The organism is Collinsella sp. OM04-5 (assembly GCF_003439125.1).
Taxonomy (GTDB): domain Bacteria; phylum Actinomycetota; class Coriobacteriia; order Coriobacteriales; family Coriobacteriaceae; genus Collinsella.
Map to the genome: position 1 here is coordinate 78,978 of NZ_QSUU01000006.1, position 22,897 is coordinate 101,874.

Sequence of the window (22,897 nt, forward strand, 5' to 3'; positions counted from 1 at the left end):
GACAGTTACTTGATCTCCTGAATCGCGTAACGCGAAACATCTACGACGGCACCGGATCGGACTTTAATCTGGACCTTTTCGCCTTCGATGCCTTTGACGGTTCCGTAGATACCGCCGGCGAAAAGAACCTCCTGACCCGGCTTGAGCTCCGTGTGCAGCTCCTTGAAGTACTTCTGCTTCTTCTTCATGTTGATTTGCGACCAGATGGTGTAAATCAAGCCCATGATGACAAGCAGGCCCAAAAGAGCGACCGAGGAACTCAGAACACTGGCTCCGAAATCGGCCATTAGATGCCGTCCTCGTCGCCGAAGATATCCTCATCCTCGGCACCAGCGACGGAAGCGACCGTCTGGGCGGTGATGCCCGTCTGGCCAACGGTCACGGCCTGCTCGCCAAGCTCGGCGAGCGTGGCGTTGCCGCGGAGGAACAGAAGCTCAATAACCATGGGAAGGTTAGTTCCAGTCAGAATCTCGACGTTGTCGACATCCTGGGCAATCATCATTGCCTGGTTGAACGGGGTACCACCAAGCAGGTCGGTAAAGACGAGCACGCCATCGCACTCCTCGCGCATGGCGGTAATAGCGGCGCGGAGATCCTCACCGTAGGAAGCAGCCTGATCGCCCTCAAAAGGAACGACGGTAAAAGCGGGCTGGTCGCCAGCGACCATAGCGATAGCGCTTGCGAGGCCGGGTGCGAACTGTCCATGACCGGTAAGAATAAAGCCAACCATTCAAATTTCCCTTCCGAAGGTGTGTACGATACGAGTCCGATGTTTTCGGAAGCCAGCGGGCAGGTGCCCTTAAAGCTTCTTGGAAAGCGTTCTTTAAGACCAGTGGTCTCTCAACTGGTAGTAACCACGTGACGTGTTGTTGTCACTATATCACCACAGAAGAGGTCGCTTTCGCTGATTCACACAGTAAAACGTTTTTGCGCCGTTCACGGCGAAAAATCGACCGTTTACCGCTCGTTAACACTTCTACCTGCGGTTTTGTAATCGTTTTGAAATGCCTTGGCCAAAGATCGGAACTTTTCTTCGTGTCTAAACAACGCAGGGTGGCTAAAAATGGCGTGTAGAAAAAATGCAGGTCATTGTGAAGATTTGTGAATTGGTCTTTTTGACTTAATACCAGTTAGAACCAGTTTAGAAATTATCGGTGAACGGTAGTTTTCGACCGCTCAGCGGTTATTTCCAATCGTTTGCAGCTCCTTTTCCATATGAATTAGGGAGACCCGATGAAGCACTTGCGTGGTTGCGGGAAATTTCGATACTCGTCCATCCCCCACGTGCCAAACTCTCACTCCCTAAATATGCCATAAGCTCTCGCTATTCGTCTTACAAACATAACTTACTCTAATCTGTAATTGTTTATCGTTTATCATTAAGTATGTTATAAGATTTAAATATCATCCTAGACATTGGTTGGAGGAGCTATGATCCGCTGGAACGTATCCAAATCGAATGAACCCATCAACCGCGAACAGGCAATAGCCGATCTGAGGAAGCTCGCTCACATCTGCAAATGGGCCACAATCTGCACCGCCGTAGCGCTCGCTCTGGGACTCCTCGCAGTCATTGCAATCGAGCTTCTACTCATATTGCCTAGCCTCTCCCAAGGGTTCTGCCTCCAATCCGTAGAGCTTAATGCCGGCGAAGGGCCATCTCTCGCTCTCGTCGGCGCCAATGAACAGACCCCTCTTATGCTTGTCGCGCACGACGGTCATACTGCCATAGGGAGCGCCATGATGACATGCCTTGCGCTTGCCATTGTGCTAAGCGCATACAGGTTTTTCTCCACCATTGAAAAGGCAGGCAGGCCCTTTGACCTCGAATGCATCCGCATACTACGTCAAGTAGGACATTTGTTCCTTATTGGCGGCGTTGCTGTGAAGCTTCTTGGTGCCATAGTCACGGGGCTGATACTCTCAGGATTTGGCGGCAACTTTACGGATGCGCTTGGCGGCCAGCATCTCGACCTCTCTATGCTCTTTGCAGGCCTGATTATTAGCCTGATTGCCAGCGTCTTCCAGTACGGGTGTATCCTGCAAATACAAGATGACGAGTTGCTCTAGGGGGAATCCATGATTATTCTGCGGCTCGACCGCATGCTTGCCGAACGCAAGATCTCATCCAAAGAGCTTGCGGAACGCGTGGGTATCTCCCAGGTCAATATGTCGCGTATCAAGACGGGCAAGGTTTCTGCCGTGCGCTTTTCAACTCTTGACGCGATATGCCGGGCACTCGACTGCCAACCGGGCGATGTGCTGGAATATATGCCTGACGATGAAGCCGATAACCTCTTTGGACTTAAAGATTAATAGCCATAATTAAGCCGCCAATCACGCCCTCAACGCAAAAAGCCCGCCAGAACGATGCGTTCTAGCGGGCTCAATCAGATATTTCGACTTCGTGCTCGAAAGCTCGGGCAACCTTTAAGCAAACAGGCCGTAGATGCTGATGTTGGCCTTGGCGTACAGGCCGTTGGCATACTCGGTCCACTTGGAGCTGGCGCTCGAGGCCTGCGAGGAGTACTGCTGATAGGCGGTGTAATAGGCGGTCATGGCCTGCTTATAGGTGGCACTATCGGCGGTAAAGGCATCGTTAGCGAAGGCCTTAGCGTAGGTGCTGCTCTCGTCCTTCCAGGTGCCCTTCGAGCTATCCCACTCGTCACCGGCAAGGTTGATGATGTAATCGGCGTAATCCTTGCTCGCGGTGTCCTCGTTGCCGTCAGAAGGCTCGGTCGGAGCGGTCGGCATGCTCGCGGAAGCATCGCCCACCTTCTTCTTGTAGAGCTTCTGCAGCGTCGCGGACTGGCGGACGATCTGCTTGGCCTGGTCCTTGGACACGCCATACTGCTTGGCCATGGTGTCGTAGTCCGAGGTGCCGATAGAATCCTCGGCGTACTTCTTCATCTCCTTAGAGGAGACGGTAATGCCCTCGTCCTCGGCAGCATCGAGCAGAATCTTGTTGCGCACGTAAGACAGGATGACGTCGGCAGAGGGGGCGGTGTAGTTGCCGTTACTATCCTTGACGGTATCGAGGCTGTACTGGCTCTCGATGGCCTCGCGCGCGGTGATGTCGCTCTTCTTGCCGCTATAACTATAGCTTGCCACGGTCGAATCGAGCTGGTCCTCGGTCAGGGTCGACGAACCGACGCCCTTGCCGTCAAAGCCGCCATTGCCCATAAAGAAGCCGACCACCGCAGCGATCACGACTGCAACCACAAAGGCGGCAATCATCGTCTTCTTGTGCTTGGATACGTGATCGTCCCCATCGGAACCTAGGGAGTCATCATCCTCGTCCTGCTCCTCAGGCATAAGGTTCTCGTCGGCGGCGTCCGCGGCGATCTTTGCCTCCAGGCGAGCGTCCTCCTCCTCGGCGGTCGTGCCGGCGGCAATATGTTCGGCAGACGTGCCGGCGACCAGGTCGATCTTCTCGCCCTCATCACCGTCGGGGCCTTCGCCGCGCTCGATGATCTGGATGCCGTCGATCTCGTCCTTCTCGTCCTTCTTTTGAATCAGACCCATATCAATTACTCCTTGTTAGGAAACATAGTCCCCAATAGAATACGCCCGACGGAGCGCCGGGCGTATTGATTCTTAGGTTATACGCAAACACTTAAGTACTATTTAGGCGTTTGCAGCGTGCATACCTTAGGCCAGGTGCGCGATAACGGCATCGGCGAAGGCCTGCGTACCCACCGCGCCCTCAACGGAGCCGGTCTGGGCACGACGCACGTCACCGGTAACCTGCTCACCCTCGTCGAGCGTGGCAGATACGGCGGCGCGGATACGATTGGCCGCATCGTTCTCGCCCAGGTGATCGAGCATCATCGCAGCAGACAGAATCTCGGCCGTGGGGTTGGCGATATCCTGGCCCGCGATATCGGGTGCGGAGCCGTGCGTAGCCTCGAAGATGGCACAGTCGGCACCGATGTTGGAGCCGGGGGCCATACCCAGGCCGCCCACCAGGCCAGCGCACAGGTCGCTGACGATATCGCCGTACAAGTTGGGCAGCACCAGGACATCGAAGTCATTGGGGTTCTGGACCAGGCCCATGCAGGTGGCGTCGACGATCTTGTCGTTGAACTCGATATCGGGATAGTTAGCGGCCACCTCGCGCGCAACGCGCAGGAACAGGCCGTCAGTCGCCTTCATGATGTTGGCCTTGTGCACGGCCGTCACCTTTTTGCGGCCGCAGCGGCGGGCATACTCAAAGGCATACTCCACAATGCGGCGGCTCTTGGCGATGGAGATCGGCTTGATCGAGATCGCGGAATCGGCGGCGAAGGTCTTTTGGCCCGAACGCTCGACGAGCTGCGAGAGCTCCTCGACCTCGGCAGCGCCCTCATCGAACTCGATGCCGGCGTAGAGGTCCTCGGTGTTCTCGCGCACGATGACCAGGTCGACATCGCGGAAACGCGAGCCGTCACCCGGCTGCGACAGACAGGGGCGCACGCAGGCGTACAGGTCGAAATGCTTGCGCAGGGCCACGTTGACGCTGCGGAAACCCGTGCCAACCGGCGTGGTAATGGGGCCCTTGATGGCAACCTTGGTCTCGGCGACCGCATCGAGGACGTGCTGGGGCAGCGGCGTGCCAAACTCGTCCATGACGCCGGCACCGGCCTCCTGGACGTTCCAGTTGATCTGGACACCGGTGGCCTCGACCACGCGGCGCATGGCCTGCGTAATCTCGGGACCGATACCGTCACCGGGAATCAGGACTACATCGTGCGCCATAATCTGTTACTCCTCGTCTTCGGCGTCGTCAGATTTTTTAACGCTAGCACGCTTCTTCTTTTTGGAGAGATCCAGGCCAAAACGTTTAACAAGCATTTCGCAAATCTCGCTCGAACGGGCCTTGAGATAGCTGCCCTTACCGTTCTCGGCATCGAACTTAAGGCGCAGCGCAAGCTTCTCGGCAACCTCGGCGTCAATCTCGCCCTGGCAAAACTCGTACAGGCAACCGAGCATGTCGCGATACTCAAGGTCGCCGTGGTAGCACTGGATGGCCTCGTCCAGGATGGGCCAAGCCTCGCGCGAACGCTCGACGCCCGTGGCACCCCACACGCACAGCAGGCGGAAGGCGGCATAGCGCAGCGTGGAGGAGATCTCGTCGAACAGTGCAGTCTCGGCGCCCTCAAAGGCATCGCCCAGCTGCTCGGGGCAGGTGGTAGCGAGCGCCGTCAGGGCATCAAGGGCCTCCCAGCGGGTCTGCGCCTCGGGGCGGTTGAGTGCCTCGATCAACGCGGGCACGCAGGGCGCGACGCGCTGCGGATCGCGCTCGGCAAGCAGGTGCAGCACGCGGGCGGCAAACTGGCGGATGCGGCGCGTGGGGCAGCCGAGCTCCTGGACCAGGCGATCGACGGCGTTCTCGTTCTCCTCTGCCAGCTGAAGCTGTGCCAGCTCCTCGTCGGTGAGCTGTTCGTCTTTGTTTTCTGCCATAGTTACCTCTTCTTTTTATTTCTTGGCGTGCTTGCCAGCACCCTTGCTGTCATCGGTGACCGAGATGAGCTGCCGGTCGGCCGCGCCATTGCGACGTGCACGGCGGCGCTCCTCGGCGTCGCCCGCGTCGGCGGCGGCGCGATGAGCCTTGTTGACGTTAAAAACCTCGTCGTGCTTGCGCCATGGACCGACGGACTCGCCAAAGCTCATCTTAAGGCCGGCGATAAAGCCGCCGAGCCAGCCGATCGGCGCAAACTGCACCAGCGGGAACAGCGAGAACACCCAGGTCAGCAGGACGACCGCCGCCGCTCCTGCAAAGTTGGCAATCCAGTAGTCGCGCTTGGTGATGACACGCTTTTCGCACGCCCACTGGCCGCACAGAAAGCCGATGTAGATCGCAAAGAGAAAGAGCACCAGCGCAAGCACCACGAACGTCCAGCTCATGGGCGCTACTCCCCGTGATGGTGGCCGCAGCAGCACTCGTGGCCGTCGTCATGGCCGTGGCCGCCGCAGCACTCGTGGTCCTCGCCATGGTGATGGCCACAGCCGCACTCATGGTCCTCGCCGTGCTCGCCGCAACCGCAACCTTCCTCGTGAGCGCCATGCTCCTCGGGGCGATACTGCGACCAGTCCAGACCGGCGGCGATGGCGTCGGCCTCCTCCTTGTAGAGAACCGTGATGGCCTGGGTGCCCAGCTTGGCGCCACCGATGGCGTCGAGCATGTCGTAGAGCGTAAAGGCGACGTCGGCGCCGGGCAGCGCGAGCTCGCGGTCATCGGCGTAAGCGAGCGCCAAGCGCAGGTCCTTAATGAAGTGCTCGACCATAAAGCCGGGCTTGTAGTCGCCGTCAAGCGCCTTGGGAGCCAGGCTCTCCATGGCGCCGGACTTGCCGGTACCGCCCAGGATCATCTGGCGGGTCTTCTCCAGGTCAAGGCCGCTCAGCTCGGCAAATGCCATGGCGTCTGCCATGCCGACCATGCAGGCGCCCAGCGACACCTGGTTGGCGAGCTTGGCAGCCTGGCCCTTGCCGGCGCCGTCGAAGCAGCAGATGTTGGCCGCAAAGGTGGCAAGGATGTCGCGGACCGGCGCGATGTCGTTCTCGGTAGCGCCCACGATAGCCGTGAGCGTACCGGCGATAGCGCCCGACTCGCCGCCGGTGACGGGGCAGTCAAACGCCATGCGGCCGGAAACCTGGGCGGCCTCGGCAATGTCGCGCGCCAGCTCGGGCGAGCTTGTGGTGAGGTCGATCAGGACCGCGCCGGGCTTAGTGCACGCGAGCAGGCCGTCGCCCGCCAGGTAGAGCTCCTCGACCTCGGAGGGATAACCCACCATGGTAAAGACGACGTCGGCGTTCGCCACGGCATCTGCCGGCGTATCGGCCCAAACGGCACCGCGCTCGATAAGCGCGACGGCCTTGGACTTGGTACGGTTGTTGACCGTGACGGGATAGCCGGCATCCAGGATGTGGCCGGCGATGGGGGCACCCATGATTCCGGTGCCGATGAATGCGACAGAGAGCTTGTTTGCCATGAAGCCTTTCCTTTTGGGTTGGGTGTTATTACCAGGTTGAATACTCGGTGCCAGCGTTTGGGCTGTGAGTTGGGATCGATTACGGCCGCGTTACTTGCCTACTGACCGCGCACGCGGCGGGCGATGCGGTCGGAAAGCGACGCCTTGTCGGCGCGGTTCTTACCCCAAAACGCGCAGGCCACCATGCCGGGGCCCACGTGCGAGCCGATGGTAGGACCGACGGAGCTGCGAATGATCGTGACGTCGGCGCAACCCTCCTCCTTGCGGATGGCGGCTTCGAGCCAGTCGCCGTCCTTTTCGGCATCGGCCGTCATAATGGCGATGGGCATGGTGCGATCGGGCACATAGTTCTCGCGGAACGACTTGAGGATGGACTTGAGCGCCTTCTTGCGACCGCGGTTGACGCCGATCAGCGACAGCGAGCCGGCCAGGTCGTAGGACAGCTCGGGTTTGACGTCGAGCTTTGCCGTGAGCTGTGCCGCCGCGGGCGGAATGCGGCCGCCGGCAGCCAGCGCGTCAAAGCTCTCGAGCGTAAAGTAACCGTGGACATAGGTCTTGGCCTCGTTTGCCCAGTCGACCAGCTGCTTGGCGGTCAGTCCCGCCGAACGCTGGCGCACGGCCTCAAGCGCCAAGAGCTCACCGGTCGCACAGGGCAGAGCGTTGTCGACCACGTACAGCTCAAAGTTGGGATACTCGGCGCGCACGGCGTCCGCCGCCTGGCACGCGGAGTTGTAGCTCGACGACAGCGCCGAGGTAAAGCACAGGTAGACCGTGGGCGTACCCTCTTTGGCGCACTCGGTAAAGAACTCGATATAGCGACCGAGCGACACAGCCGAGGTGGACACGCGGGCACCAGCGCGCATGCGGTCGTAGAACTCCTTGGGTGTGATGCTCGACCAGATGTCATCCGTGCGCTCCTCGCCATCGATAATGAAGGGGAAACCCAGGATATCGACATCGAGGTTCGCGGCGACCTCGGGGCTAAAGTCGCAGCAGGTATCGACGACGATGCGGCAACGGTCCGAATGACCGGCGGATGCGGCCTTGTCCATCAAAGCGACTCCTTACGTAAAAAGGCGGCCACCCGCATGGGATGGCCGCCAACCGTTAACTCATGCAAGTTAACGTATTTTACTCGTCAAGTGTTTCGATACGGGGCTTGATGATGCCATATCCACCATTCTTACGGTGATACACCACATTGATGAGGCCAGTCGTCGCGTTCTCGAACACGTAGAAGTCGTGGCCCAGCAGATCGGTCTGCACCAGCGCCTGCTCCTCAGTCATCGGGGTGACATCGATGACCTTCTCGCGGACGAGCAGGTCGTCGTCCTCCTCGGGCAGCAGCAGGTCGGCCAGATCCTCGACACGCTCGACCGGTGCAACATCCGCTGCGCTGGCACCACCCTGGCGGTTGTCCACAACCTTGGTCTTGAACTTGCGCAGCTGGCGGGTGACCTTATCGGCGGAGAGGTCGATGGCGGCGTACATATCTGCACCGTGCTCGGCAACGCGAATCACCGAACCGCGGGCGCGAACCGTAACCTCGACGATTGCCGGGTTGGGGTTCGAGGGGTTCTTCTCATAGCGAAGTACAACGTCGACCGTCATGGGCTCGATATCGAAAACCTTGAGCGCCTCGCCGATCTTCTCATCCACATGCGCACGCAGAGCATCGGTTACCGTCGTCTTGCGTCCAGAAACCTTGATATCCATACGTGGCTCCAATCTGCCTCGGGGACTTACTGTACTGGCTATGTACCCATTGCCGTGCATTTAATCACGCGGATTCCCAAAGACCCGAATAACGATTGCTTGATACCGCATACCGAAGTCTCGCACTTTTCTGTGGCAAAGTGCGCTATAGGAGGGAGCCGGCGACTTTGTATTTGGTCCCGAAAATTGGCTTTGAACTGCTGGTTTTATAGGGATAAAAAAGCCGGGCTCCCCTATTGGGGAAACCCGGCAGTGCGTGTTGAAACCGTGAAGAGGTGTCCTTTCCAACGTATAGGAGACACCACCCCTAGCAATAACTAGCTATTAAGTTTGTTAATGTCGTCGTCAGTGATGGTGCCTTCCTGGCTGGACGATTTGTCCTCGGAGGATGCGGTCTCATTGTTGGAATCGGAGGACTCGCTGCCGGAGGACGTGGTCTCACTGGACTCAGAGTCGCCCGGCTGCACGTTAGCGCCCGAAACCGTCTTAGTGGTAAGGTCGTAGGGAATCTGACCGAACCAGACGCAGTGAACCGCCTCGAGCGTGCCGTCGACCGTGATGTCGTCGAGGGCATCACTCACGGCACGGCACAGTTCGTCATTGGACGAGAGGCCCGCAACACCAAGCGTCGAGGGCGCCTCGAGCGCACCGACATAGGAGACCTCGCTCATCAGGCGTGCAAGATAGCCGCCGGCTGTGGAGTCGCAGATCACATAGTCGACCTCGCCAGACTCGAGCGCCTCAAAGCACTCGTTGATGTTGGAGTAGGTCTTTTGGTTGGCGGTGATGCTCTGCTTAGCAAGCGCCTCCTGCGAGGCCGAGGACATCTGGACACCCAGAGTAGACGTGTTAAGGGTATCGGTGGAAACGCTTAGCGACCCACCATCGCTGGTTTTACCGAACACGGAAGCGGCATCGTACAGGCAGGTGCCGAGCGAGCTAACGTCCCCGTCCGTGGAGTTGATCTCGCCGATAAAGATATCAGCCTTTTTGTCGCCGAGCGCGGAACCTGCCGAGGACGCATCGACAAAGGCGACCTTAAGGCCCATGCGGCTTGCGAGGGCGCGGGCAGCATCGACTGCATACCCCGTAAGCTCGCCGTCGGCGCCCTGCATTGCCTGCGGCGCATCGGAAGTATCGAGGGCGACCGTCAGGGTTCCGGGAGTGACCAGGGCATCGTCCGACACCGCCGGCGTGACGGTCTCGTACTCGATCTGGTCGATCGTGGGAGTCGTGAACGTAGACAGCGGGTTGAACGCGCATCCGCTCAGGCCCAAAACGGCAATGACCGCTGCGGTCCCAGCACCTAACCGAGCCGCGTGCATCAAGCTGCCCCTCACCATGTCCACTACCCTGCCTTCTGTGTCGTATACGATCCGTGCGTTGCGCGGAATATCGGGTTGTTCCCACCAGCTGACCTGGTATTTGACCCCACACTTGCGCACCGGGGTGTTTGCTCGGGAGGCCGCAGCCACCTTCACGACTGGCCCGCTCGCCCGCGAGGCGGTATTGCCCCAAAGAAAGTAGAACGGACGGTGCGGCTTACATCTAGGACGCGCCATGATCGCGCCGCGCGCACGCGGTCGCTTACGTGGATCCCTTTGACCGCGTCTGTCTTGGACTAGGACGGGCATTTCGTCCGTCCGCAACCACAGCCTGGTAGGAACGTAGCGCATTATAGCTAAGTTCAAGCTAAAGTTTAAGGTTAAGGGCGTCATTCGCACCGCGAGTACAGATTTCGCAGGTCGGAGTGGGCTATTCGTGCCCCTATGAAGCCCGAAGCTCCCCTGTGGGGAGCTCCGGGGCACCCTTCTTAGGGTGCCCCGGTCAAAATATGGCAAATATGAGTACTGCCACCAATTTAGTAACAGGCAATTTTGGCCTCTCGGACAGATTTTGCGCTCAGTGTCGCCAACCTGATGCTTAGTTATTCTACATTTGTTTATTATCTTCTTACTTTACGCCGCCTCCGAGTCCTAAATTCCTTGATTTTGCTGTTACTGATTTAGTGACAGTACTCATATTTGCCATATTATGGCCAGGGCATATGATTAACCCTCTATTTTCGACGCGTATTAGACCGGCTTAAGCCCAAAACACGCCCGCAGCGTGTTAAGCAACGCCTCTTGCTTCTTCCTGCGGGCATCGACACGATTCCGGTACCGCTTTCGCATACGCTGGTGCATGCGCCATGCGAGCGCTTCCATCGCTTCCATGTCACAGAGCATTTCGTTGTTGACCGTCGCGACCTCGATTCCCATAGTAATCAAGCCCGTGTTGCGTTTTTCATCATGGATACGTCCCCTCCGGGAGGAATGGCCCAGCTCACCGTTGTATTCCAGGTCAAACCGGGCTGTCTCCTGATATGCATCGCAAACTGCATGGGGCATCCCCGAGATTGCCTGCGCGCGGTCATCGAACTCGATCTTGTAGTCGGTCTTAAAGGGACCGCAGGCAAATCCGCCATAGGGAAACGGAAGCGAAAACAGGGCGAGCATGATGCACTCCATGGGCGAGCGCAGGTTTTCTGACAAGTAGGGACACAGACGCTGCAATTGTTTGGCCGCGTTCCCCTTGCATGCCGCGAGGTAATCTGCCAAGCGATCGGGCGTCAGCGCTGGCTCGACTTCAAAGTAGCCCACGTCTGTCGGTTGGTCCTTATCCTTTGCAAGTCTATTCACAACAGGCGAGGTATAGGGAGGCAGATACTTCCCGCGGTCGCTCAGTGAAATCTTAGAGCACAGTTCCTGGGCCAGGGCAAACGCCTGGATGCAGCCGATCTCGCGCGCGATGGCAACACAAAGGGCCTCGGGAGATAGACTGTACACCCCCGGTTCCACCTCTAGAATCGAGCCGGCGGGCAACCCGGAGCATACGGACCAGCCCACGCCAGGCATGCGGCGGCGCTGCGCCGCTGATCCCACCAGCAAGCAAAGATCTTCTTGCACCTCGCCGCTTGCGGCCCCAATCCGCACCAAGTCGGGAAGATAGATGTCCTCGGTCGAGGGCGACGACGTGCGCAGCACACGGCGCTCTTCATCGGGATCGAGGTCCTTCCAGCTTATGTAGCCCATCTGCCGGCGCTCGGCGCGCATCATGCGTAGCGCCGAGGCGCCTGTTAGGATTACGGAAGCCGCTAGTTGTTCGTCTGTCGGATCGTTGCGCCGCTCAATCTTCACTGCCACAAAATCACCCCTACCAAACGCGTGCGATAGCGAGGCCATCGACTGCTGCGGCGCCGGCATGCTTGAGCTCCGCCGAAACCGCTGCCATCGTCGCACCCGTGGTGATAACGTCATCGATAAGCAGCAGGCGGCGGCCCCGCACGTCCTCGATCGTCTCGTACATGCCCCGGGCACGTTCCCGACGCTCATCGCGACCGAGTTCGCGCTGATCACCATGGCCGTATTTGACCAGGGCGTCCAGCAACGGCACACCCGAAAGATCGCAAAACGAGCGCGCGATTGCTTCCATGTGATCGAATCCACGCCGCCGAAACGCCGCTGCAGTCGCGGGCACAAATACCACCGCGTCCGCACCGGACAGCACGCCGCCGTAACGTTCGGGGGCTGCCACCTGGGCATGCAAGGCGGTGTCGTAGAGCAGCTCTGCCAGATACGGGGCAAGGCGGCGCTCGCCCGCATCCTTGTACGCCTTGATGATGCGCGGCAGCGGATGTGCGTAGACGGCACACGCCAGACAGCGGTCGAGCGCCTCGGCCATTGCCGAAGACGCGCCCTCGACCGAGCACTCGGTGCACAGCAATTCCCCAAACGGAGCGCCGCATCGGATGCAGCTATGCCGCGGGTCGATGAGCGCAAGCGCCGCCAAGCAGTCTTGGCAAATAAGCGCGCCGGAGCGCTCGCAGCCGGCGCATCGCGTGGGCGACAACGCCTCAAGCGCCTCGTACGTCGCGCGCTCGGCAAGCGGTAGCAATTCGTCCGCAAACGGCATGGCACCAACACCCTGCAAGCGAATCAATACGTCCAAATGTCTCTTCATGACACAACCCTCCCTACGCGAAGGCGAAGGGAGGGTTGTCGGTGTAGAGCCATGATACCCAGAGGCGCTGGGGCCAGGCGGGTTACATCCGTTTACGGGCGCTATTCGCCGGCAGGCGGTTGCGGTGCGGGCGAGGTTTGGGTCGAGCCCTCGCCACCGTCCTGGCGCGGCTTGCGGGAGCGGCGACGGCGACGGCGCTTTTGACCCTGGTCGGTCGAACCCTCGCCGCCGCGATTCTCACGCGGTTCGCACTCGTCGCGAGCACCGCCGCGCGAAGCCTTGGCGGCAGCTCCCCCGCCATCGCCGGGGCGACGGCGCGTGACCTTGACTTCGCCATCCGAAACCTGATCGGCCACAGAAGGAACCGAGGGCTTCTGCTGCGTGCCCGAGGAATGGCGACGACGTGGACGCGGCGCGCGCTCCTCCTCGCCGCGCGGCTTGCCGCCCTTGTCGGCAGGCGCGTCGGAACCCGAGCCACCCTCGGGAGCAGCACCGGCCTCGCGAGCGGCTGCGGCGCGGAAGGCGTCCTCGCGCTCTTCGCTCGACAGGTGACGACGGCGACGGCGCGTGGGGTTCATGCCACCGCCGCGGTTTTGCTGCTGGGGCTGTTGAGCCTCGCGCTCGCGGGAAACGTTCTTGCCCGCGGCCTCGCCATTGTCGACGGACGCCGCGCGCTTGCGGCGGCGACGACTACCGGCCGCCTCCTCGGCCTCGGGCGCCTCGGCCTTGCCGCGGCCCTTTCCACGACCACGGCCCTCGCCCTGGCCCTGGCCCTGGCCGGCGCGAGCATCGGATTCGGCATCGCGACGACGGCGCTTGGGCATCGACGTGCCGGCCAGACGGTCGGCACTCGACAGGCCATCGCCCACGTCGACGCCGTTCTCGCGATCGAGCTCCATGAGCGCCAGGCGCATCTCGGGCGACTCGATGCGCTCGAGCACGTCGCGCGTCACGCAGTCGGGACGGCAATTGCAGCCCTGCTCGGCAGCTTTCTTCTTGCAGCCCTCAGAGCAGGTCATGTCGGCCAAGTTGACCTTAAAGACTTTGCCGTTCTCCAGGCGCAGCACTAGCTGCTCACGCGGCGTGTCGTATTCCTGAATACGTGCCTTGCCAAGCGGCGTATCGATGAGCGTCTTCTTTTTGGGTGCACGGCTCTTAAAGTCCTTGTACGCCTCGAACTCATAGCGCAGACAGCACATCAGGCGGCCGCACACGCCGCTGATCTTGGACGAGTTGAGCGGCAGGTCCTGCTCTTTTGCCATGCGAATCGAGACTGGCTCAAACTGTCCGCCAAAGCGCGTGCAGCAGAGCTCCTGTCCGCATTGGGCATAGCCGCCCACCAGGCGGGTCTCGTCGCGCACGCCGATCTGGCGCATGTCGACGCGAATGTGCAGCGTCGAGGACAGGTCCTTGACGAGCTGACGAAAATCGACGCGCTCCTCGGCCGCAAAGTAGAACACGGCCTTCTCGCCGCCAAACAGGTACTCGACGCCGACCGGCTTCATCTCGAGGTCGAGCTCCTTGACCAGGCGGCGGAAGTCGACCATGGCCTCGTCGCCCTGGATGGCCAGGTCGTCGGCAAGCTGCAGGTCGATGTCGCTCGCCACGCGCAGCACGGGCTTGAGCGGCTGACCGATCTCGTCTTGCGGCACCTCGAAGGGATCGGCCGTGACCAGGCCGATCTCGGTTCCGCGCTCGGTGGAGCAAATGGCATAATCGGCCTCGAGGATATCCAAATCCTGCGGATCGAACCACAGGTCGCGCGAGGCGTAGGTAAACTTAACGGGTACGACTAACGGCATTTCAGTGCCTTCCTGATATCGAACAGCATGACCTCGATGGCCAGCTGGGGAGTAACGTTCCTGGCAATGTTGCGCTCGGCGGTCGCGACTGCCTCGAGCGCCCGCGTGGCACCCGCAACATTGGTCGCGGCGGCAAGCCGCCCGATCGTGTCGCGCACGTCCTCGTTCACTACGTCGGCTGCCTCGTCCTGAAGCGTCAGCAGCACGTCGCGCATAAGCGTCCGCGCGCTCGCCAGCGCTTCCATGATACCCGAACGCTCGCGCGCGTTGAGTTCGCGCTTGTTGCGGTCCTCAAGCTGCTTCAATGCTCCACGCGACAGGTAATCGGCGTTTTGCTCGAGCACCTTTTCCTGCGTGGACTTGACCTCGGCGAGCGGCGCCTTGACGGCGACGATGAGCGACTTGGCGCGGCTGAGCACATCGGCCTCGTCGGCGGCGATGAGCGAATCGATGGCACGGACCATCTGGCGGCGAGCATCCTGGCGCTCGGCGCTCTTGAGGAACTCGATGCCACGCGTGGGGCTTCCCGCTACGGCGACGGCCATGCGGCAACGCGCAGGGTCCTGACCGGTGGCGCGACTCACGGCACGCGCGGCCACGGCGGGCGACACCAGCCGAAACGGCACGCACTGGCAGCGGCTCACGATGGTGGGCAACATCACGTCTGCCGAGGTGCCCAGCAAGATGAACATGACGCCCTCGGGCGGCTCCTCGAGTGTTTTGAGCAGCGCGTTAGCGGTGTTGGCGCGCAGCTGCTCGGCACGGTCGATGATGTAGACCTTGGCCTTGGCACGGATGGGCGCCAGGGGCACGTCGTCGAGCAGCTCGCGGGTCTGGGCGATGAGGTAGCCCGTGGCGCTCTCGGGCGTGTAATAGTGCACGTCGGGATGCGTATGGCGCGCGACGCGCACGCAGCTGTCGCATGCGCCGCAGCCATCCTGCTCGCACAGGAAGGCTTGGGCGAGCGCCCACGCGGCGTCGAGCTTGCCCGCGCCGGGCGCTCCCAAGAACAGATAGGCGTGCGATGCGCGACCGCTGGCGACGGCGTTGGTCAAAAAGTCGCGCACGCGCTGTTGGGTGTCGAGCTTGGCCAGCAGGCTTGCCTGAGCGGGGGCCATGTTACTCGGCCTCCTTGGCAAGCGCGGCGGCAACGGCTTCCCGCGGAATATCGAGACCGTACGCGCGAACCTGCTCGACCGTCTTCTCGAAAACTTCCTCGACGGTCGTAGTGGCGTCGATGAGCTTTACGCGGTTTGGCTCCTCGGCAGCAATGGCACAAAATCCCTGGTACACACGCTCCTGGAATGCCATGCCCTTAGCCTCCATGCGATCTGCCGCGCCACGGGCTGCCATGCGTAGCGCCGCCTGCTCGGGCGTGATGTGGTAGACGAGTGTGAGCGCCGGGTGCGTTCCCGCGACGGCCAGGTTGTTGGCGTCGCGCACCATCTGGCGGTCGAGGCCATCGGCAAACGCCTGGTAGCAGGTCGTGGAATCGTAGAAGCGATCGCACAGGACCACCTTGCCGGCCGCAAGGGCGGGGGCTATGACCTCGTGCACCAGCTGGGCACGCGCAGCCTCGTAGAGCAGCAACTCGCAGGTGTCGCCCATCGCCGTGTTGGCGGGGTCGAGCAGCAGGGCGCGAATCTTTTCGCTGATGGCAGTGCCACCCGGCTCGCGCAGAGTTACGACCTGATAGCCAGCGAGGTCGAGCGCACGGGCAAGCAGACGCGTCTGCGTGGACTTGCCGGCACCGTCGACGCCCTCGAGCGTGATAAAGCTATGTTGAGCAGGCTCAAAAGCCATGGGCGCAGCCCCTTCCTACAAGGCGCGTAAATGCAGATATATCAACTAAGCCATGATACCCCAGTGCTCGGCGCGTCCCCAATGGCTAAAGGCGCCTTTCCAAAGTTGCGGTGAAATAGGGACTGATTGAAGCTCTGAGACCGCCAAACAGTCCCTATTTCACCGCAACTTATGATGGGGAATTTTGGATGCTGGGTATAATCGTCGTATTGCATTGAAATGTGGCGAAAGGAGTGGCAATGTCTCGGTATTGCGCCTCGTGCGGCAAGCTTCTTGCAGATGATGCCAAGTTCTGCACCTCGTGCGGTGCACCCGTTGAGCAAACAGCCGCGAGCGATAGCCAGCCCGCTTTTGAGCAGACCGGCTCCCTTGATACGCCGCAAGCCAAGGCGGACGACTCCCTCGCCTATAGCCCCGACCCCGCCGCAAGGACCGAGGCCGTCGAGACCACGCAGCGCATACCCGTCGCGAGCGGCTCGCCCCAACAGCAGCCGGTTCCCGCATACGTGCCCGCTTCGCCACAGACCCCCGCTTCCAAAAAGAGCGGCACCGGGCCGCTTATCGCCGTTATCGTTGTGCTGGTGGCGATCATCATCGCCCTGGTCATCTTCTTTGCAATCAGACCGTTCGACAACGCCGCCACGCAGACGACTGCCGAGGTAGCTAAGCTGCACCATGACGTCGACGACGATGACCTAAAGCCTCTCGGCGATCCCAACAGCCTGTACGACGATGATGACGATGACGACGAGGATGGCGGCGAAGCAACGCTCTCTGAGCAGAACCTCTACCGTCGCCTGAGCGAATACTACGACCTGCTCGAAGATCTCGACAGCCAGGTCCGTGGCTGCGCGCAGAACTTCAACGGCAACTATCTAGAAGAGGATCGAACCACCCGTCAAAATCTCGCCGACGTCGCCGAGCGCACGGAGGACACCATCGAGCAGTATTACGACATCGTCGAGGACCTGGACGTCCCGACGAGCTCCAAAAACTACAGCTCCTGGAAGGACATCATCGCCCTGTACGACGACCTGGATCACCGCATTGACGCAATCTGTGATGCCTGGGAGATCAGCCTGAAATACGCCAAGCCTGCGGACCACAAGAATGAGATCGTGGCGCCGCTGTCGCGCGACAACGTGGCGGGCACCAATGACAATAAGTACCGCCTAGACTTTGAGGAGCGCTATCCCGGCGCCAAGCCTGTCGAGGTGAACTAGCGCTTTGTCGTTCCCGAGCCGGCAGTTAGGGACGTTCCTAAACTGCCGGCAGAAAAAGAACGTCCCTAACTGCCGGTCAAAAAAACGAGCGAGGATCGCGGGGTCCTCGCTCGTTTTTTTGGGCAATGTTTCGACTGCGCCGTTACTTGTCGGCGGTTGTTTTCTTGGCAGTCGACTTCTTCGCGGTCGTCTTCTTGGCGGCAGTGGCTTTCTTAGCCGTCGTCTTCTTTGCCGTGCTCGCCTTGGTTGTGGTCTTGCGACCGCGGGCGGGCCTCTTCTCCTTGGTCGGGCAGTCCATGTTGACGCAGATACGCCACGGACCGCGCGCCGTGTTGACCACTACGATGGGGGCGCCGCACTCGGGACAGGTCTCGCCCGTCGCCTCGAGCTTGCCGCGCGCCGGCAGCGGATAGCTCACGCCGCAGTCATCGTAGTTGGTGCAGCGGATAAAGCGCTTGCCGCTCTTCTCGCTCTTGTGCGCGATCAGGTCGCCGTGACGTCCGGCCTCGGCACACACCTTGCACTCGCCCACCTTAAGATCGGGCTCGTAGTTGGTGGGGCACGTGGGGTTCACGCAGATCTCGAAGGCCTTCTGGCGGAATGGCTGGCACTTGATGCGCGGCGCGCCGCACTCGGGGCACACGGCGGCCTCGCCCTCGAGCGGGCTCACCTTGACGCCACTCGGCACCGGATAGGTCACGTCGCAGTCGGGCCAACCCATGCAGCCGATAAAGCTGCCGCGGGTCTTGGCGCTCGTCTTCATAACCAGGTCCTTGCCGCACTTGGGGCAGGCGCCCACGCGCGCATCGGCCGTGACGGCGTCGCTGATGGCGTCGCCCAGCTCCTGCGTATGCTTGAGCAGCTCGTCGAGCACGCCGGCCAGCAGCGCGCGCGAGTGCGTCACGACATGCTCTTCGGTGTCCTCGCCGCGCTCGACGCGAGTCATGTCGCCGTCGAGCTCGCTGGTCATATCGGGGCTCGTGATGCGCGGGGCAAACTGCGTCAGCGCGTCGATGATGGCGATGCCCAGCTGGCTCGGCTCAACGGGATCGTTTTTGAGGTAGCGCACGGCGTACAGGCGCTCGATGATGCTCGCGCGCGTGGACTTGGTGCCCAGGCCGCGCTTTTCCATCTCCTGCACGAGCTTGCCCTGGCTGTAGCGCGCGGGCGGCTCGGTCTGCTTGGCCTCAAGCTTAATGTCGAACACGTCGACCGTGTCGCCCTGCTCCAGCGGCGGCATCTGCTCGTCGCGCTTAAGGCCGTACGGGTAGGCCTCGCGGAAGCCCGGGGTCACGAGCACGTCGCCCGAGGCCACGAACGGCTCACCGTTCACGTCGAGCTCGAGCTTAGTGTTTTCGATGGTCGCGGGACCCATAAGCGTCGCCAGGAAGCGGCGGGCAATGAGGTCGTAGAGCTTGCGCTGGCCGCCATCGAGCGTGGACGGATCGCCTTCGCCCGTGGGGTAGATGGGTGGGTGGTCGGTGGTCTCGACTTTGCCGCGCGTGGGCTTCATGGGGCCGGCGAGTACCTTTTTGCACACGGGCGCCAGCGCCGGGTTGATCTTTGCCAGGTCGCTCACCACGGCGCCCAGATCGAGCGTCGCAGGGTACACGGTGTTGTCGACACGCGGATAGCTGATGAGGCCCGCCATGTAGAGGGACTCGGCGATGCGCATGGTACGTGCAGGTGAGATGCCCTCGGCCGCGGCGGCAGCCTGCAGCGAGGTCGTCGCAAACGGGGTGGGCGGCTGCTGCTTGCGGGAGCGCTTGGTCACCGCGGCGACGGTTGCCGTCGTAGCGCCGTCGACGTGGCCGTACGCCGTCTCGGCAGCATCTTTATCGGTAAAACGTGCCGTCTTGTGCGCAATCTTAAAGCGGTCATCCTCGGCAGCACCCTGAGCGGCACCCATGCCGCGAATCTGCCAATAGTCCTCGGGCACAAACGCCATGCGCTCGCGCTCGCGCTCGACCACCAAGGCAAGCGTCGGCGTCTGCACGCGGCCGGCGGAGCGCACGTTGCCAAAGCCGCCAAACTTGGCGAGCGTCAGGTAGCGCGTGAGCACCGCACCCCAAATGAGGTCGATGTGCTGGCGGCTCTCGCCGGCGTCGGCCAGATTCTGGTCGAGCGAGACAAGATTATCGAAGGCCTGCGTAATCTCGGCCTTGGTAAACGAAGAATACTGGGCGCGGGCGACCGGCAAGTCGGGCGCAACCTCGCGCACCTTGTTGAGGGCGTCCGAACCGATCAGTTCGCCCTCGCGGTCGAAGTCCGTGGCGATAATGACGCTGTCGGACTTCTTGGCAAGGTTCTTGAGCGAGCGGATGAGCTCCTTCTCGGCCGGCAGCTTAATGACGGGCGCCCAGGTGAGGTAAGGCAGGCTCTCGAGCTTCCAGCCCTTGATGGAGATACCATCGGCAAGAAACGGCTTGCGCTTGGTGTCGTAGGGCGGACGTGCCAGGCCATCGGGCATATCGGCCGGCAGCATCTCGCCGTCCTCGGTGACCGAATACCAGCCCAGCTTTTTATCGAACAGCACGCTGTCGCAAAAATCGGGCGCAAGGATGTGACCGGCAAGGCCGATCGTCACGCACTCCTCGCCCTTCCACTCAAAACGGTAGATGGCGGTGTTGTACACCTTGTCCTTTTTGGGCTTGCCCGTGGACAGACGCTCGGCAATCTGACGCGCGGCGTCGTTTTTCTCGGCGATGATGAGCTTCAAAAGAGGCTCCTATCTCGTATCTCTGCGGCTACGCCCGCCCGTATGGCGGCCGACTTACGCCCTTGCTTGCTCAATCTGCCCGATGAGCCAATCGCACCAGGCATCCATGCCCTCGCCCTTGCGCGCGCTCACGGCAAACCGCGGCGCCTGCGGATTGAGGTCATCGAGTGTCTTAGTATACCTATCCATGTCAAAATCGAAAGCTGGGGCCACGTCGACCTTGTTGAGCAGCTGCGCGCCGGCGTGCTGGAAGATGCCCGGATACTTGATGGGCTTGTCGTCGCCCTCGGGCACCGAGAGAATCATGATGGACAGGTTCTCGCCCAGGTCAAAGTCGACCGGGCAGACCAGGTTACCCACGTTTTCGATAAAGATGACGTCGATGTTCTCCAGACCCACAGCCTGGTCGAAGGCATCGACAGCCTCCATGATCATGTTGCCCTCGAGGTGGCACAGACCGCCCGTGTTGATCTGGATGGCGGGCATGCCGGCTTCCTTCATGGTGATGGCGTCGACATCCGAGGCGATATCGCCCTCGATGACGGCACAGCGTAGGCCGGCCTTGTCACGCAGGCGCTCGTTGGTGCCCAGAATCGTGGTGGTCTTACCCGAGCCGGGGCTCGACAGCACATTGATCACGTAGGTGCCTGCCTCATTAAATCGCTGACGCAGCTGATCTGCCAGGCGCTCGTTGCGCGACAGAATCGGCGACGCGATATCAATCGTTTTCTCGGCCATACTTAGCGCTCCTTACTTTGGCCCCTTTATACCCCATCATTAGATGGCTAGCGGGCTAATCGTCGGGGGTTTCGATTTCGATACTTGCGATATCGAGCTCGCGGCCGTGCAGCAGGCGCACGTTGGCGCCGCCACACTGGGGGCAGCGACAATGGAAACGGTCGTGCTCAAAGACCTCGCCGCAGTCCAGGCACTCGCTTTGTGGATGGACCTCCTCCACGGCAAGCTCGCAGCCGCGCGTGAGCGGGTCCTCGTCGCGAAACGTCTCCCACGCAAAGTCGAGCGCCTCGCGCACGACCTCGGTCATATCCCCGATACGCAGCGTTACCAAAACGGCGCGCGAGGCCCCCGCCCCACGCGCCGCGCGAATCACTGTATCGAGTATGCCGTTGACAATGCCAACCTCGTGCATACCGATTTACTCCTCGTCGTCCTCGTCGTCCGAGAACAGGTCCAGACGGCTCACGAACAGGCCCTCCTTGCCCTCGCGCGCGGTAATGACCACGCGAGCGATGGCGAGCGAAATCTCGTAGAGCGAGAGCAGGGCGCCATACATGAGACCCAGCGTAACGGGCGAGCCGTCGGGCGTAATCACAGCCGAACCCACGAGCAGGCCTACGTACACGTAGCGCCAGGCGCTGCGGAAGGCCGCATAGGACACGATGTGGAAAACGGACAGGTAGAAGATGATGAGCGGCAGCTCAAACGCCACACCAAAGCCGATCATAAAGAGCAGCTCCATGTTGACGTAGTTCTCCAGATCGGGCAACGCCGTAGCGACAGCCGAGGTCTCGCCGATGAGCCACTCAAAGCCCGCCGGGATGATGATGAAGTAGCAGAAGATGGCACCCAGGAAGAACAGCACCGTCGAGGCGAGCACCGTGGGCACAACCCACTTGCGCTCGTTGGGGCGCAGTGCCGGCAGGAAAAATGCCAGAATCTGCCAGATGATCATGGGCGTGCACATGACCACGGCCATCTTGATGGCAAGCGAGAAGCGCAGGCCAAAGCCGCCGAGCGTGGTGGTGATGTAAAACTTACCGTCCGGCACAAAGGAGCGGATGGGGTCCTCAAGAATATCGAGCACCACGGGCGTGGCAAAGTACAGCACGATGGCGGCGGCAAACACCGAAACGACCACGATGGTCAGGCGGCGACGGAGCTCTCCCAGGTGATCGAAGAGCGGCATGCGCGCAGGTCCGATCGGCATTACTCATCGCCTCCCTTCGGGGCGTCGGCGGCAGCAGCCTCGGCATCGTCCTCGACCTCGAGCTCGCGAGCGAGCTGGTCGACGACGGCCTTGCGCTTGCGGGGACGACGGGCGTAGAGGTCAGCCGTCGTGGGCTCTGCCGGCTCGGGCTCGGACTCTGCAGCAGGCTCGGGCTCGACGGCAGCAGCAGGCTCTGTACCCTCGGCCTCATCAACAGCGCCTTCGCCCTCAGCAGCGCCCTCGCTTGCGGCCTTCTCGGCGGCAAGACGGGCGCGGCGCTCGGCAAAGGTCTCCTTCTTTGCTGGCGCAGCCGTCTCGGCGGCATCCTCGTCCGCATCGGAATCGTCGTCGGTCGCAGCGGCCTTCTTGGGCTTGACCGGCGCCGACGCGGCCTCGCTTACCGGATCGATGATCTCGGACTGAACAACGGCCGTCATCTTTTCCTGCGTCTCGCGGAACTGACGGATGGCGCGGCCGATCGTGCGGCCCATCTGCGGGAGCTTATCCGGGCCAAACAGCAAAAAGCCGAAGACCACGATGATTGCCAGCTCACCTTCTCCAATACCAAACACACATACCTCCAAGGCTCGATGTGAGTCGAGCCCGCACCGCGCCATTCGGCCGGAACTCGTCTATTCATTCGGTCAAGTATAGCGCCCGGACGCCAAAACGTCCGAGCGCATCACAAACATATGCCAAACGGCACACCCCTT

23 protein-coding genes are annotated in these 22,897 nt (G+C 61.1%); 3 read left to right on the forward strand and 20 right to left on the reverse strand.

Annotation, left to right across the window (positions count from 1 at the left end):
* Positions 1–5 precede the first annotated feature (5 nt).
* Positions 6–287 (reverse strand): preprotein translocase subunit YajC, encoded by a 282-nt coding sequence (gene yajC, locus DXB53_RS04940; protein ID WP_117583566.1) that lies wholly within the window; start codon positions 285–287, stop codon positions 6–8.
* Positions 287–730, reverse strand: a complete 444-nt coding sequence (locus tag DXB53_RS04945; RefSeq protein WP_117583567.1) for a PTS fructose transporter subunit IIA — start codon at positions 728–730, stop codon at positions 287–289. Before DXB53_RS04945 ends, yajC begins: the two co-directional genes overlap by 1 nt.
* Positions 731–1,431: 701 nt before the next feature.
* Here DXB53_RS04945 and DXB53_RS04950 point away from each other — a divergent pair.
* The gene (locus DXB53_RS04950; protein WP_117583568.1) at positions 1,432–2,070 is read left to right on the forward strand and encodes a DUF2975 domain-containing protein; all 639 of its coding nucleotides are present in this window, start codon (positions 1,432–1,434) and stop codon (positions 2,068–2,070) included.
* 9 nt (positions 2,071–2,079) lie between these two features.
* Positions 2,080–2,316, forward strand: a complete 237-nt coding sequence (locus DXB53_RS04955) for a helix-turn-helix transcriptional regulator (RefSeq protein WP_117564746.1) — start codon at positions 2,080–2,082, stop codon at positions 2,314–2,316.
* A gap of 114 nt (positions 2,317–2,430) precedes the next feature.
* Here the strand turns inward: DXB53_RS04955 and DXB53_RS04960 are convergent, their stop codons facing one another.
* The 13 genes from DXB53_RS04960 to tmk all read right to left on the reverse strand — a co-directional run bounded on the left by DXB53_RS04960 (position 2,431) and on the right by tmk (position 16,294).
* Positions 2,431–3,525, reverse strand: a complete 1,095-nt coding sequence (locus DXB53_RS04960; RefSeq protein ID WP_117583569.1) for a hypothetical protein — start codon at positions 3,523–3,525, stop codon at positions 2,431–2,433.
* 126 nt (positions 3,526–3,651) lie between these two features.
* Positions 3,652–4,737: an isocitrate/isopropylmalate dehydrogenase family protein gene (locus DXB53_RS04965; protein ID WP_022094615.1), complete on the reverse strand. Its 1,086-nt coding sequence runs from the start codon at positions 4,735–4,737 to the stop codon at positions 3,652–3,654.
* A gap of 6 nt (positions 4,738–4,743) precedes the next feature.
* Positions 4,744–5,442, reverse strand: coding sequence for a HEAT repeat domain-containing protein (locus tag DXB53_RS04970; RefSeq protein WP_117583570.1), 699 nt, complete (start codon positions 5,440–5,442; stop codon positions 4,744–4,746).
* A gap of 15 nt (positions 5,443–5,457) precedes the next feature.
* Positions 5,458–5,886: a hypothetical protein gene (locus DXB53_RS04975; protein WP_055310425.1), complete on the reverse strand. Its 429-nt coding sequence runs from the start codon at positions 5,884–5,886 to the stop codon at positions 5,458–5,460.
* A gap of 5 nt (positions 5,887–5,891) precedes the next feature.
* Positions 5,892–6,971, reverse strand: coding sequence for an NAD(P)-dependent oxidoreductase (locus DXB53_RS04980; RefSeq protein WP_117583571.1), 1,080 nt, complete (start codon positions 6,969–6,971; stop codon positions 5,892–5,894).
* Between the two features lie 98 nt (positions 6,972–7,069).
* A complete protein-coding gene (locus DXB53_RS04985; RefSeq protein ID WP_089572413.1) occupies positions 7,070–8,023 on the reverse strand; it encodes a DegV family protein in 954 nt (317 codons plus the stop codon).
* Positions 8,024–8,102: 79 nt separating this feature from the next.
* On the reverse strand, positions 8,103–8,687 hold the full coding sequence (gene hpf / locus DXB53_RS04990) for a ribosome hibernation-promoting factor, HPF/YfiA family (RefSeq protein ID WP_055285508.1): 585 nt from the start codon (positions 8,685–8,687) through the stop codon (positions 8,103–8,105).
* 317 nt (positions 8,688–9,004) lie between these two features.
* The gene (locus tag DXB53_RS04995; RefSeq protein WP_233503819.1) at positions 9,005–10,030 is read right to left on the reverse strand and encodes an ABC transporter substrate-binding protein; all 1,026 of its coding nucleotides are present in this window, start codon (positions 10,028–10,030) and stop codon (positions 9,005–9,007) included.
* Between the two features lie 732 nt (positions 10,031–10,762).
* Complete coding sequence (locus tag DXB53_RS05000; RefSeq protein WP_117583573.1) at positions 10,763–11,932, reverse strand: hypothetical protein; 1,170 nt, start codon at positions 11,930–11,932, stop codon at positions 10,763–10,765.
* Positions 11,883–12,689: a ComF family protein gene (locus tag DXB53_RS05005; RefSeq protein ID WP_233503813.1), complete on the reverse strand. Its 807-nt coding sequence runs from the start codon at positions 12,687–12,689 to the stop codon at positions 11,883–11,885. Before DXB53_RS05005 ends, DXB53_RS05000 begins: the two co-directional genes overlap by 50 nt.
* Before the next feature lie 101 nt (positions 12,690–12,790).
* Positions 12,791–14,491: a regulatory iron-sulfur-containing complex subunit RicT gene (locus DXB53_RS05010; protein ID WP_117583574.1), complete on the reverse strand. Its 1,701-nt coding sequence runs from the start codon at positions 14,489–14,491 to the stop codon at positions 12,791–12,793.
* Positions 14,482–15,609, reverse strand: a complete 1,128-nt coding sequence (locus DXB53_RS05015; protein ID WP_117583575.1) for an ATP-binding protein — start codon at positions 15,607–15,609, stop codon at positions 14,482–14,484. Before DXB53_RS05015 ends, DXB53_RS05010 begins: the two co-directional genes overlap by 10 nt.
* A gap of 1 nt (position 15,610) precedes the next feature.
* Complete coding sequence (gene tmk, locus DXB53_RS05020; RefSeq protein ID WP_117583576.1) at positions 15,611–16,294, reverse strand: dTMP kinase; 684 nt, start codon at positions 16,292–16,294, stop codon at positions 15,611–15,613.
* Positions 16,295–16,533: 239 nt separating this feature from the next.
* Here tmk and DXB53_RS05025 point away from each other — a divergent pair, with 239 nt between their 5' ends.
* On the forward strand, positions 16,534–17,517 hold the full coding sequence (locus tag DXB53_RS05025) for a zinc-ribbon domain-containing protein (RefSeq protein ID WP_117583577.1): 984 nt from the start codon (positions 16,534–16,536) through the stop codon (positions 17,515–17,517).
* 142 nt (positions 17,518–17,659) lie between these two features.
* Here the strand turns inward: DXB53_RS05025 and DXB53_RS05030 are convergent, their stop codons facing one another.
* From DXB53_RS05030 to DXB53_RS05050, 5 genes are read right to left on the reverse strand one after another with little or no spacing between them, the layout of a single operon-like run.
* The gene (locus tag DXB53_RS05030; protein WP_117583578.1) at positions 17,660–20,236 is read right to left on the reverse strand and encodes a DNA topoisomerase I; all 2,577 of its coding nucleotides are present in this window, start codon (positions 20,234–20,236) and stop codon (positions 17,660–17,662) included.
* A gap of 54 nt (positions 20,237–20,290) precedes the next feature.
* Positions 20,291–20,974 carry a hydrogenase nickel incorporation protein HypB gene (gene hypB / locus DXB53_RS05035; RefSeq protein ID WP_117583579.1) on the reverse strand — a complete coding sequence of 228 codons (684 nt, stop codon included), beginning with the start codon at positions 20,972–20,974 and terminating at the stop codon, positions 20,291–20,293.
* 55 nt (positions 20,975–21,029) lie between these two features.
* The gene (gene hypA, locus DXB53_RS05040; RefSeq protein WP_117565013.1) at positions 21,030–21,386 is read right to left on the reverse strand and encodes a hydrogenase maturation nickel metallochaperone HypA; all 357 of its coding nucleotides are present in this window, start codon (positions 21,384–21,386) and stop codon (positions 21,030–21,032) included.
* A 6-nt stretch (positions 21,387–21,392) separates the two neighbouring features.
* Positions 21,393–22,184 carry a twin-arginine translocase subunit TatC gene (gene tatC / locus DXB53_RS05045; protein WP_055285525.1) on the reverse strand — a complete coding sequence of 264 codons (792 nt, stop codon included), beginning with the start codon at positions 22,182–22,184 and terminating at the stop codon, positions 21,393–21,395.
* Entirely contained in the window at positions 22,184–22,756 is a 573-nt protein-coding gene (locus DXB53_RS05050; protein ID WP_158551954.1) for a twin-arginine translocase TatA/TatE family subunit, read from the reverse strand. The genes tatC and DXB53_RS05050 overlap by 1 nt, the downstream gene beginning before the upstream one ends.
* Positions 22,757–22,897 lie beyond the last annotated feature (141 nt).